The organism is Flavobacteriales bacterium, assembly GCA_029248105.1.
In the GTDB taxonomy this organism is placed as follows: Bacteria; Bacteroidota; Bacteroidia; order Flavobacteriales; family UBA7312; genus UBA8444.
In genome coordinates this window covers 33,719-49,471 of record JAQWJZ010000009.1, presented here as the reverse complement: position 1 = coordinate 49,471, position 15,753 = coordinate 33,719, and the positions used below count along the sequence as shown (strand labels likewise).

18 protein-coding genes are annotated in these 15,753 nt (G+C 37.3%); 12 read left to right on the top strand and 6 right to left on the bottom strand.

Features of this window, described 5'->3' with window-relative positions; all coding sequences use genetic code 11:
• On the top strand, nt 1-286 hold a 286-nt coding region (locus P8I29_01380; protein MDG1916447.1), incomplete at its 5' end, for a hypothetical protein.
• Here P8I29_01380 and P8I29_01375 read toward each other — a convergent pair.
• The 4 genes from P8I29_01375 to P8I29_01360 are packed head-to-tail and all read right to left on the bottom strand — an operon-like array spanning nt 279 to nt 4,514.
• A complete protein-coding gene (locus P8I29_01375; GenBank protein ID MDG1916446.1) occupies nt 279-1,043 on the bottom strand; it encodes an amidohydrolase in 765 nt (254 codons plus the stop codon). The two genes, P8I29_01380 and P8I29_01375, sit on opposite strands and share 8 nt — an antisense overlap.
• A 16-nt stretch (nt 1,044-1,059) precedes the next feature.
• Nucleotides 1,060-1,812, bottom strand: a complete 753-nt coding sequence (locus tag P8I29_01370) for a succinate dehydrogenase/fumarate reductase iron-sulfur subunit (protein MDG1916445.1) — start codon at nt 1,810-1,812, stop codon at nt 1,060-1,062.
• Between the two features lie 6 nt (nt 1,813-1,818).
• Complete coding sequence (locus P8I29_01365) at nt 1,819-3,822, bottom strand: fumarate reductase/succinate dehydrogenase flavoprotein subunit (protein ID MDG1916444.1); 2,004 nt, start codon at nt 3,820-3,822, stop codon at nt 1,819-1,821.
• An 11-nt stretch (nt 3,823-3,833) separates the two neighbouring features.
• Nucleotides 3,834-4,514, bottom strand: a complete 681-nt coding sequence (locus P8I29_01360) for a succinate dehydrogenase cytochrome b subunit (GenBank protein ID MDG1916443.1) — start codon at nt 4,512-4,514, stop codon at nt 3,834-3,836.
• A 140-nt stretch (nt 4,515-4,654) separates the two neighbouring features.
• On the opposite strand from P8I29_01360, the gene P8I29_01355 reads away from it, so the two are divergent.
• On the top strand, nt 4,655-5,941 hold the full coding sequence (locus P8I29_01355) for an aminopeptidase P family protein (GenBank protein MDG1916442.1): 1,287 nt from the start codon (nt 4,655-4,657) through the stop codon (nt 5,939-5,941).
• On the opposite strand, the gene P8I29_01350 is transcribed toward P8I29_01355, so the two are convergent.
• Complete coding sequence (locus P8I29_01350) at nt 5,938-6,276, bottom strand: T9SS type A sorting domain-containing protein (GenBank protein MDG1916441.1); 339 nt, start codon at nt 6,274-6,276, stop codon at nt 5,938-5,940. The genes P8I29_01355 and P8I29_01350 overlap by 4 nt on opposite strands.
• A gap of 199 nt (nt 6,277-6,475) precedes the next feature.
• Between P8I29_01350 and P8I29_01345 the strand changes: the two genes are divergently transcribed.
• Complete coding sequence (locus tag P8I29_01345; GenBank protein ID MDG1916440.1) at nt 6,476-7,252, top strand: hypothetical protein; 777 nt, start codon at nt 6,476-6,478, stop codon at nt 7,250-7,252.
• A 135-nt stretch (nt 7,253-7,387) separates the two neighbouring features.
• Here P8I29_01345 and thiL read toward each other — a convergent pair whose 3' ends face one another.
• Nucleotides 7,388-8,437: a thiamine-phosphate kinase gene (gene thiL, locus P8I29_01340; GenBank protein ID MDG1916439.1), complete on the bottom strand. Its 1,050-nt coding sequence runs from the start codon at nt 8,435-8,437 to the stop codon at nt 7,388-7,390.
• 108 nt (nt 8,438-8,545) lie between these two features.
• Here thiL and P8I29_01335 point away from each other — a divergent pair, with 108 nt between their 5' ends.
• The 9 genes from P8I29_01335 to P8I29_01295 are packed head-to-tail and all read left to right on the top strand — an operon-like array spanning nt 8,546 to nt 15,668.
• Nucleotides 8,546-8,872, top strand: a complete 327-nt coding sequence (locus P8I29_01335) for an iron-sulfur cluster assembly accessory protein (GenBank protein ID MDG1916438.1) — start codon at nt 8,546-8,548, stop codon at nt 8,870-8,872.
• Between the two features lie 16 nt (nt 8,873-8,888).
• Entirely contained in the window at nt 8,889-10,331 is a 1,443-nt protein-coding gene (gene sufB / locus P8I29_01330) for a Fe-S cluster assembly protein SufB (GenBank protein ID MDG1916437.1), read from the top strand.
• A 9-nt stretch (nt 10,332-10,340) separates the two neighbouring features.
• The gene (gene sufC, locus P8I29_01325) at nt 10,341-11,096 is read left to right on the top strand and encodes a Fe-S cluster assembly ATPase SufC (GenBank protein ID MDG1916436.1); all 756 of its coding nucleotides are present in this window, start codon (nt 10,341-10,343) and stop codon (nt 11,094-11,096) included.
• Nucleotides 11,093-12,394 (top strand): Fe-S cluster assembly protein SufD, encoded by a 1,302-nt coding sequence (gene sufD, locus P8I29_01320; protein ID MDG1916435.1) that lies wholly within the window; start codon nt 11,093-11,095, stop codon nt 12,392-12,394. Before sufC ends, sufD begins: the two co-directional genes overlap by 4 nt.
• Nucleotides 12,395-13,609, top strand: coding sequence for a cysteine desulfurase (locus P8I29_01315; GenBank protein MDG1916434.1), 1,215 nt, complete (start codon nt 12,395-12,397; stop codon nt 13,607-13,609).
• 2 nt (nt 13,610-13,611) lie between these two features.
• Nucleotides 13,612-14,034, top strand: a complete 423-nt coding sequence (locus tag P8I29_01310) for a SufE family protein (protein MDG1916433.1) — start codon at nt 13,612-13,614, stop codon at nt 14,032-14,034.
• Between the two features lie 5 nt (nt 14,035-14,039).
• Nucleotides 14,040-14,363, top strand: coding sequence for an SUF system Fe-S cluster assembly protein (locus P8I29_01305; GenBank protein MDG1916432.1), 324 nt, complete (start codon nt 14,040-14,042; stop codon nt 14,361-14,363).
• Between the two features lies 1 nt (nt 14,364).
• Complete coding sequence (locus P8I29_01300) at nt 14,365-14,871, top strand: DUF2480 family protein (protein ID MDG1916431.1); 507 nt, start codon at nt 14,365-14,367, stop codon at nt 14,869-14,871.
• Complete coding sequence (locus P8I29_01295; GenBank protein MDG1916430.1) at nt 14,868-15,668, top strand: DUF3050 domain-containing protein; 801 nt, start codon at nt 14,868-14,870, stop codon at nt 15,666-15,668. The genes P8I29_01300 and P8I29_01295 overlap by 4 nt, the downstream gene beginning before the upstream one ends.
• The last annotated feature ends 85 nt before the right edge of the window (nt 15,669-15,753 follow it).

Sequence of the window (15,753 nt, the reverse complement as noted above, 5' to 3'; positions counted from 1 at the left end):
TGGAAAAATCATAATCGATTCTCTACCTACCAACACTTCTTTAGTTGTAGAAGTATTAAAAAAGGAAACTGTAATTCTCAGAACAAAAGGTACATTTCCTACAATTATAGACTCTTTAGTTGCTGGCACTTATTATATTAGAGTTATTGAAGATGAAAATCAAAATGGTATTTGGGATAGCGGCATCCTTTCTGAAAAAAAACAAGCAGAACGAGTTAGGCTATACCCTAAGGAAATTGTTGTAAGAGAAAACTGGGACGTCTTAATAGAATGGGACACTAATTAATTGTGAAAGAATCCATGTCTTTTAAAAATGGCAATCTTAATCTGCCTTGAGCCAAATCATTTTTATCAATAACTAACGTTTTTACTTGCTCTTTTTCTATTCCCCTATATATAATGTGTCCATTATAGTCTATTAGCGAACTATGACCGCTAAACTCAATATCATTAATATCTTGTCCTACTCTATTTACACCAACAACGTAACATTGATTTTCTATTGCTCTAGCTACTAATAGCTTGTCCCAATGGTCAATTCTTTTGACTGGCCAGTTAGCAACGTAAAGCATAAGGTCAAAGTTTACATTATTTCTACTGAACACAGGAAATCGTAAGTCATAACATATAAGTGGACAAATTTTCCAACCATTAAAATCTACAATAAGCCTGTTTTGACCTGCTTTGAAATAGGACTCCTCTTGCATCATTCCAAATAAATGACGCTTATCGTAATACTGATATGTGCCGTCGGGATTCATCCATATTAAACGGTTGTACTTGTGGTTATTTTCTGAAATAATTAAAGAGCCTACAACACTCGCTTTCTTTTCTTTTGCTAACGAAGACATCCATTTCATAGAATCGCCATTCATAGGTTCTCCATTACAACTAACACTAAAGGCGGTGCTGAATAATTCTGGTAAGATAATAAGGTCAGTCTGTTGGGTAGCTGATAAAAGTAATTCGAGGTGTTCTCTGTTTTTTTTAGGATTTTCCCAATACAGATGACTTTGTACTAATGTTAGGCTTAGTTTAGTCATCTATTAAAACATAAAATTACTTTTTGGATTTTACTGAAGCTGATAAATACTCTCTATTCATTCGAGCAATATTTTCCAGAGATATCTCTTTAGGGCATTCCACTTCACAAGCTCCTGTATTGGTGCAATTACCAAAACCTTCTAAATCCATTTGGTTCACCATATTCACAACTCTTTCCTCACGTTCTACTTGACCTTGTGGCAAAAGTGCCAATTGAGATACTTTAGCTGAAACGAATAACATAGCAGAAGAGTTTTTACACGTTGCTACGCATGCTCCACAGCCAATACATGTAGCTGCACTAAACGCATCGTCAGCATCTTCTTTTGGTACAGGAATAGCGTTAGCATCAATGGTATTTCCTGAAGTATTTACAGAAACATAACCTCCTGACTGCATAACTCTATCGAAAGCGCTTCGATCAACTATCAAATCTTTTACCACAGGAAAGGCTTTGGCTCTCCATGGCTCGATATAAATTGTTTCGCCATCTTTAAACTCTCTTATGTGTAGCTGACAAGTTGTTACAGCTCTTGCTGGACCGTGAGCTTCTCCGTTGATATACATTGAGCAGCTTCCACAAATGCCTTCTCTACAATCGTGGTCGAAAGCGACAGGCTCTTCTCCTTTGTTGATGATATCCGTATTGACAACATCCATCATTTCTAAAAAGGACATATCTGGGCTGATATTTGTAGCCTTGTATTCTACAATTTTACCTTTATCGTTAGCGTTTTTTTGACGCCAAATTTTAAGCGTTAAATTCATATCGAATTATTTATAACTTCTTTGTTTTAATTCTATGTTTTCAAACTTCAGCATTTCCTTATGTAAAGTAGATTCAGAAGGTTTGTTGGCATATTCCCAAGCTGACACAAAAGTAAAATCTGCATCATTTCTTAGGGCCTCGCCTTCTTCTGTTTGTGATTCTTCTCTAAAATGACCACCACAAGATTCTGCTCTTTCCAAAGCATCTTTACACATTAGCTCACCTAACTCTAAAAAGTCTGCCACACGACCTGCCTTTTCAAGCTCTTGATTTAACTCTTTAGAATCACCAGGAATCATAACATCATTCCAAAACTCTTCTCGCAATGCAGTCACCTCATCAATGGCTTTCAACAAACCTTCTTTGTTTCGTGACATACCGCACTCATTCCAAATAATCTTTCCAAGTTTTTTATGGAAATAATCAACAGGCTTAGTGCCTTTATTATTGATTAATTTTTCTATTCTTTCTTTGGCATTATTTTCAGCCTCAACAAACTCAGGTAAATCCGTAGGAATTGAGCCCGTTCTAATATCATCAGCTAAATAATCTCCTATAGTATAAGGTAGTACGAAGTACCCATCTGCTAAACCTTGCATAAGAGCTGATGCGCCTAAACGGTTAGCGCCATGGTCAGAAAAGTTTGCTTCACCACAAGCGTATAAGCCAGGAACATTAGTCATTAGATTATAATCTACCCATAAACCACCCATAGTATAGTGAACGGCCGGATAAATTTTCATAGGCATCTCGTACGGATTGTCATCTGTAATTTTTTCATACATCTGAAAGAGATTACCATACTTAGCTTTGACGACTGCTTTACCTAAAGTATCAACCAATTTAGCGTCATTTTCATCAAGACCTTTTATGTTAGCTTGTTCTTTCCCGTAACGTTCTATAGCGGAAGCAAAATCTAAGAATACAGCTTCTCCTGTTTCGTTAACACCAAAACCGGCATCGCAACGTTCTTTAGCCGCTCTACTGGCTACATCTCTTGGCACTAGATTACCAAAGGCAGGGTATCGCCTTTCCAAATAATAATCCCTTTCATCTTCTTTTAAATCAACAGCTTTCTTTTTGCCTGAACGAATAGCATCTACATCTTCTTTATTTTTGGGCACCCATATACGACCGTCATTTCTCAAAGACTCTGACATCAGAGTCAATTTAGATTGGTATTCTCCAGAAACAGGAATACAGGTTGGGTGAATTTGAGTATAACAAGGATTGGCAAAAAATGCTCCTTTCTTGTGTGCCTTCCAGGCAGCGGTCACATTACTCCCCATAGCATTGGTAGAAAGGAAGAATACATTTCCATAACCCCCTGAAGCTAATACTACAGCATGAGCAGAATGACGCTCTACCTCTCCTGTTACCAAATTCCTAGCTATAATACCTCGAGCTTTCCCGTCAACGATAACAACATCCAACATTTCATGTCGATTGTACATGGTAATTTTACCCTTGTTAATTTGACGTGACATTGCTGAATATGCTCCTAATAAGAGTTGTTGTCCTGTTTGACCTTTGGCATAAAAGGTTCTAGAAACCTGAACCCCACCAAATGAACGGTTATCTAATAAGCCACCATATTCACGAGCAAACGGGACGCCTTGTGCAACGCATTGATCAATAATATTGGCACTAACCTCAGCTAATCGATATACATTAGCCTCTCTGGAGCGGTAATCTCCACCTTTTACAGTATCATAAAACAAACGATAAACAGAATCTCCATCGTTTTGATAATTTTTAGCGGCATTAATTCCACCTTGTGCAGCAATTGAATGAGCTCGTCGTGGTGAATCTTGAAAACAAAAAGACTTCACATTGTAACCCATTTCAGCTAAGGATGCAGCAGCAGATCCTCCTGCCAATCCTGTACCTACTACAATGACATCTATCAATCGCTTGTTAGCAGGGTTGACTAACTTAATGTCGTTTTTATGTTTAGTCCACTTATCTTTTAAAGGACCTTCAGGGATTTTAGCGTCTAATGTGCTCATATATATATGTCTTATCTAAAATAAAGGGCTAAGGGAATGATAGCAAATGCAAAAGGAATTAAAATTCCGAATGCGTAGCCTATCTTTTTAATAATAGGTGAATATTTTGGGTGACTAGCTCCAATGGTTTGGAATGCACTAGAAAAACCATGCGACAAATGGAAAGCGATAGCTATCATGCATAATACATAGAGCAAAACATACCATAACTCTTGAAAAGCAGAGGTAGTAATTGAATATAAATCTTTTACGTTTTCTCCGTCAATTAAAACTTTAGGAACTTCACCAAAATGCATCTCGTACCAAAAGCTTCGCATGTGAATGATAAGAAACAATAATAATACCGTTCCTAAAAGCCCCATATTTCTGGATGCCCAATTAGAATTTGCACTAGGCTTATTGTAAGCATACTGAACAGGTCGGGCTTTTTTATTTTGCACAACCAACAAAATACCGTCAATTGCATGAAACAAAATACTGAAATATGTGATGTATGAAAGTATTTTAACAACAGGATTTGTTGTCATAAACTGTGCATAAAGGTTAAAAGAATCCGATGCCGTTTCAGAAGGTAATAAAAGCTGTAAATTACCTAGTAAATGCCCCACTAAAAAAAGACAAAGAAAAAGACCTGTTCCGGCCATCCAATACTTTTTTGCTAGTGAAGATTTTATCAAAACCGATTTACTCATTTGGTGTGTTTTTTTAAGGAGGTACAAATTTAATACCCAAATTACTTAAAAACAACAGATTTGCAACTAAATGTGCCGAGTTTAAAATGATTCTAAATATATAAGGATAAGTGTATATCTTTACGCCAAATTTAAACGATATGAAATACCAGCCCATTTCTAAAAAATTATTCGAAAACAATAGAGCAAATTTTAACAAACAAGTCGTCACAAAGTCCTTGTCTGTTTTTTGCTCAAACGACCAAATGCCAACAAATGCAGACGGTACGATGCCTTTCAAACAAAATAGCGACTTGTTTTGGCTAAGCGGTGTAGACCAAGAGGAAAGTAAACTTATTCTATTTCCAGACTGCTCAAACCCCAATCACAGAGAGGTCTTGTTTTTGAAAGAAACCAATGATTTAATAGCAATATGGGAAGGTGAAAAACTCAGCAAGGATAAAGCGTTTGAAACATCAGGTGTTAAAACCGTTTATTGGAATTCTCAATTTGAAAGCATTTTTAAAGAATTAATGGAAGAGGCCACAAGCGTGTATTTGAATTCTAACGAACACGCCCGAGCAACATCGGAAGTCCAAACACAAACAGATAGATTTAATCAATGGTGTAAGGCTGAATTTTCAGGGAAGGAATATCTTAAATCTGCGCCAATAATGCACGATTTAAGAGCGGTAAAACACCAAATTGAAATTGACTTATTACAACACGCTTGTAACATTACAGAGAAAGGGTTTAGACGTGTGCTAAACTTTGTAAAGCCAGGCGTTATGGAGTATGAAATAGAAGCCGAATTTATGCACGAATTCCTTATTAATCGCTCTAAGGGCTTTGCCTATGAGCCTATCATTGCATCGGGAAGGAATGCCTGTGTTCTTCATTATATAGACAATAATAAGACTTGTAAGGATGGCGATGTCATTCTTATGGATGTAGGTGCAGAATATGCTAACTACGCCTCAGATATGACACGATGTATTCCTGTTAGCGGAAGGTTTACGCCAAGGCAAAAAGATGTTTATAATGCTGTTTTGAGAGTAATGAAGGAAGCAACATCTATGTTAAGACCTGGGGTCATGCTAAGCGAATACCACAAAGAAGTGGGCTTAGTCATGCAATCTGAACTACTAGGATTAGGGCTAATTGATCAGCACGATATCGACAAACAAGACCCTAAAAACCCAGCGTACAGAAAGTATTTTATGCATGGAACGAGTCACTTCTTAGGACTAGACGTTCACGATGTAGGTCACTTTGACAAACCCATTAAAGAAGGTATGGTTTTTACTTGTGAGCCTGGCATTTACATACTGGAAGAAAACTTAGGTATCCGATTAGAAAACGACTTAGTTATCACAAAAGACAAACCATTTGACCTAATGGACAACATTCCATTGGAAGCGAATGACATTGAGGATTTAATGAACTAGTCGTTACTGATAAATACACGACCTCTTTGAACTTCACCATCCTCAAATCTGATATGGAACACATAAATTCCATTAGATAAACCATAAGTAGGAATTTGCTTTTGATTACCTTTATAAACTAACTTTCCGTTGATGCCGTAAATGGAAACATTATCTAACGTCTTTAAGGACTGTATTTGTATGCTTTGACGTTGATAAAAAAGCCTAAAATCGATGTTTTGTTTGCTTTGCACACTTAAAGGCTCAAGAATATAAATATGTTTTACATACTGGTCAGAGGTAAACATAAAATCGCCTAAATTTTCATCATTGAGGACTGGCCATACAATTATCATATTATCACCAACATTGAAATTTCTTTCTTCATGAACTTCAATAAATAAGTCGTCTAGGATAATTTCGTAAGTGTTTGAATTAAAATAAAAGCTATCTTATGTAAGCACAAATATTGATGTTGAATTATTACTCAAAAAAAGAAAAAAGAACCGTAAAGAAACAAATAGAATACAAGAGGTAGATGATGTTCTTGCTGCATTGAACTACAGGCTAAAAAAATCTCAAAATTATAGCTCTAAAAACGATGAAGCATTGAGAATACTTGAAAAAACAGCAAATGAATTTGTAGAAGACGCTAAGTTGATGGAAAATGTGAAAATGAAAATCTATCAATCGATAAGTAGCATATTACTGCAGAAACATGACTTTAAGTCCTTAGAGTATTATCTAGACCACACCTATGATAATTTTCTCAAAAGCAATGTATTCAACAAAAAAAATCATAACGCAAAACTTCAAATGCTTACCTATCACATGAATTGTTTGTGTAAAAATGAAAAGTACAAACAATCTCTTCAAAAAGCAAAAGAGCTTAAAAAAGAAATGGAAAGGTTTGATAGAATTCATTATGACAAATATTTGTTTTACTATTATAACGGACTAGCCATTAATTACAATAAATTAGATAAAGAAAAGGCTATAGAAGTGTTAATGAAAGCTGAAAATGAAGAAGTAATAGCCAACTCCGATTACAATTACTTTTTTGTATGCTCTAATCTTGCGCTTCAATACTTTGATGTTCAAAAATTCAAGTCTGCAATCAAAACCTTAAGTCGAATAATTCTACACCAAAGTTTTTTGAATTTTAATTCTTCATTTCGTATAAAAATCATCGCTGCTGAACTGATTATTCGTTATGAAATTGGCGACTTCGATTACCTTGAGGAAAGAATAAAACAAGTGAAAAGAAGGTATAAAGACACCCTAAATAATACCAGAAATATAAGAGAGTTTTTACTATTAAAAATCATATAAAAACTTATTTATACTCAAAGAATAAAACAAGACCAAGAGTTAGTGGACGACATTATGTTACTATTGTCAAAAATACCTGTTGAACAAGCCGAAGATGATGACGTAGTCAACTATAACAGATGGTTATTAAAAAAATTAGCTTAACGCATTCCAACCTTGAGCAGTCAAAGGTTGTTGATTTTCATCTTTGGTAACCAATACAGAGCCCATACTATTATCTGTAATATGACCAATAATTGTTAAATCAGGATCATCTTTTATGGAGTCGTAATGGGATTGACAAATCGTAAATAACAATTCGTAATCTTCGCCACCATTTAAAGCACAAGTAGCTGCAGATATATTAAATTCTTCAGCAGTAGATATTGCCATAAAGTCAAGAGGTAATTTTTCTTCATAAATGGCGCATCCTACTTTAGAAGAACTACATAAGTGTAGTAACTCCGAAGAAAGGCCGTCAGAAACATCTATCATAGAAGTTGGTACAATTCCTTTAGAATGGAACAGCTCTACCATATCTTTTCTAGCCTCAGGCTTAAGTTGTCTTTGAAGGACATAGTCTTTGTTTTGTAAATCGGGTTGCGTATTGGGGTCAGCTTCAAACACTTGTTTTTCCCTATTGAGTAACTGTAAACCTAAATAAGCAGAACCCAAATCACCTGAAACAACGATTAAATCGTGTTCTTTAGCACCGCTTCTGTAAACTATTTTGTCTTTGTCAACCTCTCCAATAGCCGTAATACTTAAACATAAACCGCTAGTTGAGGAAGTGGTATCGCCACCCACCAAATCGACATTATATGCTACACAAGCTAAACGAATCCCTTCATAAAGCTCTTCGATAGCTTCTAATGGAAAACGATTGGACAAAGCTATACTTACTGTAATTTGCTTTGGCAAACCGTTCATTGCATAAATATCAGAAAGGTTAACAACCACAGATTTATAGCCCAGATGCTTCAAGGGAGTGTAAGTCAAATCAAAGTGAACCCCTTCAACCAACATATCTGTTGTAACGAGCTGAAAATGCTCGCCAGCATCAATAACGGCGCAGTCATCACCGATTCCGAAAGTCGAGGTATCGTTTTTTAACTCAAAATTTTTGCTAATATGCTCTATCAATCCGAATTCGCCAAGCTCAGACAAAGGCGTTCGTTTTGGGGTTTTATCTTCTAATAAACTCATGCTACAAATGTAAGGCGAAATATAACATAAACGATACGCAATAAATATATGATTTAACGCATATAATTTTGTAATTTTGTACTCTAATTTTGAAATATTATAAATAAGGTGATTCAGGTAACAGATGACGCAAAAACAAAATTGCTGTCTTTAATGAAAGAGGAAGGTAAAAATTCCGATGCTTTTGTTAGAGTAGGAGTTAATAGTGGAGGTTGTTCAGGTCTTTCATATGACTTGGGTTTTGACACTACTGAAAATGAAGACGATAAATCTTTTGAAGACAACGGTATAAAAATCGTAGTTAACAAGAAAAGCTATCTGTATTTGATAGGTACGGTTTTAGAATATTCTGGAGGATTAAATGGCAAGGGCTTTGTCTTTAACAACCCAAATGCATCACGAACATGTGGATGTGGTGAAAGTTTTGCAGTTTAAATTATAACAATTAGCATTGACTGAAGAAGATAAAATATTAGAAGAAGTAACAGGAGCAGAATATAAGTATGGCTTTACTACTAACGTAGAAAGTGATACCATTCAAAAAGGGCTTAACGAAGATGTTATTCGCCTTATTTCCAAGAAAAAAGAAGAGCCACAATGGTTACTAGAGCACCGTTTGAAGGCTTTCGAGTCGTGGAAAAAGATGGAAGAACCCAATTGGGCTAATATCAAATACCAAAAGCCTAATTATCAAGACATCATCTATTATGCTGCGCCCAAACAGAAGAAAGAACTTAAAAGTTTGGACGAGCTAGACCCCGAGATGAAAAAGACTTTTGACAAGCTTGGGATTTCTCTTGACGAGCAAAAAAAATTAGCTGGAGTAGCCGTTGACTTCGTTATGGATAGCGTTTCAGTAGCTACCAGTTTTAAAGATAAACTGGGCGAATTGGGAATCATTTTTTGTTCCATCAGCGAAGCCGTTAAAGAACACCCTGAACTCGTAAAAAAATACTTAGGAACCGTTGTTCCTACTACCGATAACTTCTTTTCAGCACTTAACTCGGCTGTATTTACCGATGGTTCGTTTTGCTACATTCCAAAGGGTGTCAAATGCCCTATGGAACTGTCCACATACTTTAGAATAAATCAGGCCGGAACAGGACAATTTGAAAGAACATTAGTCATTGCCGATGAAGGCAGTTATGTCAGCTATCTGGAAGGTTGTACTGCCCCTATGCGTGATGAAAATCAACTGCATGCTGCCGTAGTAGAATTAATCGCTATGGACGATGCAGAAATCAAATATTCTACTGTACAAAACTGGTATCCTGGTGATGCTAATGGTGTGGGTGGTGTTTTCAATTTTGTTACTAAAAGAGGCGTTTGTCATAACCGCTCTAAGATATCTTGGACGCAGGTAGAAACAGGCTCGGCAGTAACATGGAAATACCCTTCTTGTATTCTAAAAGGAGACAACTCAATCGGTGAATTTTATTCGGTGGCCGTAACCAACAATTACCAGCAAGCGGATACAGGAACAAAGATGATTCATCTTGGCAAAAACTCAAAAAGTACTATTATTTCAAAAGGTATATGTGCCGGTAAAAGTGAAGGTAGTTACAGAGGCTTGGTGAAGATACAAAAGGGTGCAGAAAACGCTAGAAATTTCTCGCAATGCGACTCCCTCTTAATGGGTGATAAATGCGGTTCGCATACTTTCCCCTACATAGAAGTAAAAAATAAAAGTGCTAAAATAGAGCACGAAGCAACCACCTCAAAAATTGGAGAAGACCAAATATTCTACTGCAATCAAAGAGGGATAGGAACGGAAGAAGCCATTGCACTGATTGTGAATGGCTATTGCAAAGATGTACTTAATCAATTACCAATGGAATTTGCCGTTGAGGCGCAAAAGCTACTAGCCATTAGTTTGGAAGGTAGTGTTGGATAAAAAAGAATTATGTTAGAAATAAAAAACTTAAAAGCCTCTGTAGAAGGCAATAAAATTTTAACAGGTATCAACCTAAAAGTTAATGCTGGAGAGGTTCACGCTATTATGGGTCCTAATGGCTCAGGAAAAAGCACCTTGTCTTCCGTTATTGCTGGAAGAGAAGAATACGAAATAGAGGACGGAACTATCGACTTCAATGGTAGCGATATTATGGAATTATCTCCTGAAGAGCGTTCGCACAAAGGGATATTTTTATCCTTTCAGTACCCTATTGAAATTCCCGGTGTATCGGTATCTAACTTCCTAAAAACATCGCTTAACGAAAGTAGAAAAGCGCAAGGACTTGAGCCTATGCCAGCTGGCGATTTGTTAAAGATGATGAGAGAGAAAATGGAGCTTCTTGAGATAAAGAAAGGCTTTCTTAGCCGTTCGCTGAACCAAGGGTTTTCTGGTGGTGAAAAGAAAAGAAATGAAATCTTTCAAATGGCGATGCTAGAGCCTAAATTAGCTATCCTCGATGAAACCGATTCAGGCTTAGATATCGATGCTCTACGTATCGTTGCTAATGGTGTAAACAAACTAAAGTCAAAAGAGAATGCTACTATCGTTATTACTCACTACCAACGTTTGCTAGACTATATAGTACCTGACTTTGTACACGTATTATACGATGGTAGAATTGTAAAATCTGGCAGTAAAGAATTAGCTTTAGAACTAGAAGAAAAGGGTTACGATTGGATCATTAAAGAAGCGGAAGGAAAGTGAATTTAAAAGACAAACTCATACAAGCATACAAAGACGGAGCTACACGAGGTCTTTCTTTTGAAACTGAAAGGGCAAAACACATTCAGCGATGGGACGAAATGGGTTTCCCTACAATAAAAGACGAGGAGTGGAAATACACCAATCTTTTACCTATTCTGAAAAACGACTATCAGCTGTCGGAATCCAAAAGTGAAATCACAGCAAAGTCTCTTGAAGAATATATTTTGACAGACACAGATACACATTTAATGGTATTTGTAAACGGTCAGTTTTCAGAAGAATTATCATCCATTGATGATAAGTATGCTACCGTCTGTTCACTTGCTGAGGCAGAACAAAAAGAATCAGAAATTTTAAAGAAATATTGGGGAACTTGCATTTCTGAAACGCCCGATACTTTAGTTTCTCTAAACTCTGCCTTATCTAAAGAAGGAGCATTTATTTATGTGCCCAAAAACAAAGTCGCTGAAAAGCCCATTCAGATTGTATATGTCACCAATGGAGTGTCTTCCGACTTATTTTTACAAACACGAAACTTAATTGTAGTTGAAGAAAATGCCCAAGTACAAATTACTGAAAGACATCAGAATTTTGACGGAAAAGAAGTCTTTACCAACGCCCTAACAGAAATTCATGCCGCCGATAATTCTGTAGTTGATTTTTATAAAGTTCAAAACGATAAACGCAGTTGCTCTTTGATAGACAACACTTGGGTAAAGCAAGGCAAAAACTGCAATTGCACCGTAGACACCTTTAGCTTTGGTGGTAAATTTATTCGCAACAACCTCAGCTTTTTGTTAGAAGGTGAACATTCTGAAAGTAATATGCGAGGTATAACACTTATCGGACAAGACCAATTAGTTGACCACCACACTATGGTGGACCATGCCGTACCCCATTGTCAAAGTAATGAAATGTACAAAGGTATTTTTGACGATAATGCTAAAGGCATTTTCAATGGAAAGGTTATGGTAAGGCCTCACGCTCAAAAGACCAATGCCTTTCAATCCAACAACAATTTATTGCTAACCGACTCAGCATCTATTGACACCAAACCTCAACTTGAGATATATGCCGACGATGTAGCTTGTAGTCACGGTTGTACTATCGGACAACTAGACGATGAAGCACTATTTTACCTGCGCTCAAGAGGTATTCCTTTCAAAGAGGCACAAGCTATGCTAATGTATGCCTTTGCTAATGACGTTCTTTCGAATGTTAAAATTCCCGAACTCAAAGAGAAATTAAACCGTATAATCGCTGAAAAACTAGGTGTTGAATTGAATATAGAAGTATAAATGATAGCTATTAATGACATACGCAATCAATTTCCTACACTTCACCAAGAAGTGAATGGTCATCCTTTGGTCTATTTGGATAATGGAGCAACCACTCACAAACCCCAAGTGGTCATAGATGCTATCAGTCATTATTACGAAAAACAAAACTCCAACATACATCGTGGCGTTCACTACCTTAGTCAATTAGCTACCGATGCTTACGAGGCCTCTAGGGAAACTATTCGCCAACATTTTAATGCCGAGCACCTTCACGAAATCATTTTTACTAAAGGCAATACCGAAGCTATTAATTTAGTAGCCAACGGTTTTAGACAAATCTTAAAACAAGGCGATGAAGTTCTTGTTTCAGCTATGGAGCACCACTCCAATATTGTGCCTTGGCAAATGACCTGTGAAAGTGCATCAGCAAGCTTAAAAGTTATCCCTATGGACGAAAAAGGCGTCCTAGATATAGAGGCCTACAAAAACCTTTTATCGAACAAAACAAAAGTCGTTGCTGTTAATCATATCTCAAACGCTTTGGGAACAATTAATCCTGTTAAGCAAATGATACAATGGGCTCATGAGGTCGGTGCTGCAGTCTTGATAGACGGGGCACAAGCGGGACCACATTGCAGCATTGACGTTCAAGATTTAGACGCTGACTTTTACTGTATTTCGGGACACAAAGTCTATGGTCCAACAGGTATTGGCGCACTGTATGGCAAAGAAGAATGGCTCAAGAAATTACCCCCCTATCAGGGTGGTGGCGAGATGATAGCTACCGTTAGTTTTGACAAAACAACCTATGCCGATTTACCACACAAATTTGAGGCAGGGACACCCAATATAGCAGGAGGGATTGCTCTCAAAACAGCCATTGATTGGCTCAACGAAATAGGCCTAGAGAATATCGTAGAATACGAAAAGGGATTAGTGGACTATGCCACAGAAGAACTCGGTAAAATCGAGGGTATTCGCTTCATTGGTCAAGCGCAAGAAAAAGCAGGGGTTATCTCCTTTTTAGTAGGCGATATTCACCCTTACGATATGGGTATGATTTTGGACAAATTAGGTATTGCTGTTCGTACTGGTCACCATTGCGCACAACCTGTTATGGATCAATTTTGCATACCGGGTACTGTAAGAGCCTCTTTTGCCGTTTACAATACCAAAGAAGACATTAACCGATTGATTGAGGGTGTTAAAAAAGCCCAAATGATGTTATCCTAATTATGGCAAGTATTCAAGACATACAACAAGATATCATTGACGAATTCGACATGTTCGAAGAGTGGATGGAGAAGTACGAGCACGTCATTGACTTGGGGAAATCATTACCCTTAATTGAAGAGCAATTCAAGACCGATGACAACCTCATTAAAGGCTGTCAATCTAGGGTATGGCTACACGCTCAACAAGAAAACAATACCGTTGTTTTTACTGCCGATAGCGACGCCATTATGACCAAAGGCATTATTGCCCTTTTGGTACGTACTTTTTCAGGACAAAAAGCTCAAGAAATTGTAGATGCCGACACCGAATTCATCAATCAAATCGGACTGAAAGAGCAACTATCGCCAACAAGAGCCAACGGACTCCTATCGATGGTTAAACAAATGAAACTTTACGCTTTAGCGTTCCAATCACAAAACTAAGTACTATGAAAACAGATGCTGAATTACAAGCCATAGGCGAAAAGATAGTAGAAAGAATTTGTCAAATATATGACCCTGAAATTCCTGTAAACATTTACGAACTTGGATTGATATACGACATTCAAGTTAGTGAAGAATGCGATGTGGAAATAGAGATGACTTTAACCTCGCCAAACTGCCCCGTTGCCGAAACCTTACCAGTAGAAGTAGAAGAAAAAGTTAAGGTAGTTGAAGAGGTTCGCAATGTCAAAGTAAACATCACATTTGATCCCCCTTGGGATAAAGATATGATGAGCGAAGAAGCCAAACTCGAATTGGGAATGCTGTAAGATGAGTGGTGAAATTGTCAATAAAGTAGCCAATAGCGGCTTAGTCAATTTTGACTTGGAAGAACATTATCCAAAAGGTCAACGCCTACTCATTGATCTCAAAGATTGGCTTTTTGAAGGCCTAATCCTAAAAGAAAAAGACTTCAGACAGGCCGTCAATGATTACGATTGGTCACAACACCAAGATCAGCACGTTACGATCGATTGTAGTGCTGACGCCATAGTGCCCGTATGGGCTTATATGCTAATCGCTTCATCACTAATGCCACATGCCAAAACCGTTGTAAGAGGCTCCTTAGAGCAATTAGAAAGTTTTCTTTTTCAGCCCATAATTATGAATCTAGATGTGACCCCTTACAAAGATAAAAGAGTTATCATCAAAGGGTGTAGCGATTTGAAAATTGTGGAGTATGCTTACATTGCTATTACCTACAAATTAAGACCTGTAGTAAAGAGTATCATGTATGGAGAAGCCTGTTCTTCCGTACCCATTTACAAGAAGAAATGAATCCAAAAATAAGCGATATAAAAGAAGGTATTTTACCCCTTAGACAGTTGTTATTAGAACATCCTGTTTACCAACAATTGCGCCACCTCAACGACCTTAACATTTTGATGGAACAACACGTTTTTGCGGTTTGGGACTTTATGGCTTTATTGAAAGCTCTTCAATTTGGATTGACCAGCACCAACGCCCCTTGGATGCCTATCGGCAACCCTAAGACGCGCCGACTCATCAACGAAATTGTACTTGAAGAAGAAAGCGATATGGACATTGAAGGTAATCCATCTAGCCATTACGAAATGTACTTACAATCCATGAAGCAATGCGGTGCTGACACCGAACAGGTGGAACGCTTTATTGCTCGTTTGATTTCAGGCTATTCGCACAAAGAATTGCTCAAATTCAATGTGGAACAGCTGAAAGACTACACCTTGGAATTTGTCAACACTACTTTTGAAATTATACACCGAGGCAAATTGCACGAAATAGCCGCCGCCTTTACCTTCGGTAGAGAAGACCTCATACCCGACATGTTCCGTTCTATTGTAAGTGATTTGGATAAGAATTTCCCCGGAAAATTGGACACCTTTCGCTACTATCTAGACAGACACATTGAGCTAGACGAAGAAGTGCATACTCCTTTAGCCCTTCAAATGATTGAAGAACTTTGTGGCGATGACGAAAACAAATGGCAAGAAGCCAAAATCGTAGCCATGGACTCTTTGAAAGCTCGTATTAAACTTTGGGACGGGATAGAGCAGAGCATTAAAGAACGAAAAATAGAAGAGGCCATTCAATAAATGTAGTCTGTTTCAAAGCTAAACAAGAATTGTAAGTTTTTCTACATTAAATTGTTCATTAGTTTATCAAAACATTTGCCTTTGA

Coding starts and splice junctions, on each gene's coding strand:
- P8I29_01375 (MDG1916446.1), bottom strand. CDS start 1,043: ATGACTAAACTAAGCCTAACATTAGTACAAAGTCATCTGTATTGGGAA.
- P8I29_01370 (MDG1916445.1), bottom strand. CDS start 1,812: ATGAATTTAACGCTTAAAATTTGGCGTCAAAAAAACGCTAACGATAAA.
- P8I29_01365 (MDG1916444.1), bottom strand. CDS start 3,822: ATGAGCACATTAGACGCTAAAATCCCTGAAGGTCCTTTAAAAGATAAG.
- P8I29_01360 (MDG1916443.1), bottom strand. CDS start 4,514: ATGAGTAAATCGGTTTTGATAAAATCTTCACTAGCAAAAAAGTATTGG.
- P8I29_01355 (MDG1916442.1), top strand. CDS start 4,655: ATGAAATACCAGCCCATTTCTAAAAAATTATTCGAAAACAATAGAGCA.
- P8I29_01350 (MDG1916441.1), bottom strand. CDS start 6,276: ATGATAATTGTATGGCCAGTCCTCAATGATGAAAATTTAGGCGATTTT.
- thiL (MDG1916439.1), bottom strand. CDS start 8,437: ATGAGTTTATTAGAAGATAAAACCCCAAAACGAACGCCTTTGTCTGAG.
- sufC (MDG1916436.1), top strand. CDS start 10,341: ATGTTAGAAATAAAAAACTTAAAAGCCTCTGTAGAAGGCAATAAAATT.
- P8I29_01315 (MDG1916434.1), top strand. CDS start 12,395: ATGATAGCTATTAATGACATACGCAATCAATTTCCTACACTTCACCAA.
- P8I29_01310 (MDG1916433.1), top strand. CDS start 13,612: ATGGCAAGTATTCAAGACATACAACAAGATATCATTGACGAATTCGAC.
- P8I29_01305 (MDG1916432.1), top strand. CDS start 14,040: ATGAAAACAGATGCTGAATTACAAGCCATAGGCGAAAAGATAGTAGAA.
- P8I29_01300 (MDG1916431.1), top strand. CDS start 14,365: ATGAGTGGTGAAATTGTCAATAAAGTAGCCAATAGCGGCTTAGTCAAT.
- P8I29_01295 (MDG1916430.1), top strand. CDS start 14,868: ATGAATCCAAAAATAAGCGATATAAAAGAAGGTATTTTACCCCTTAGA.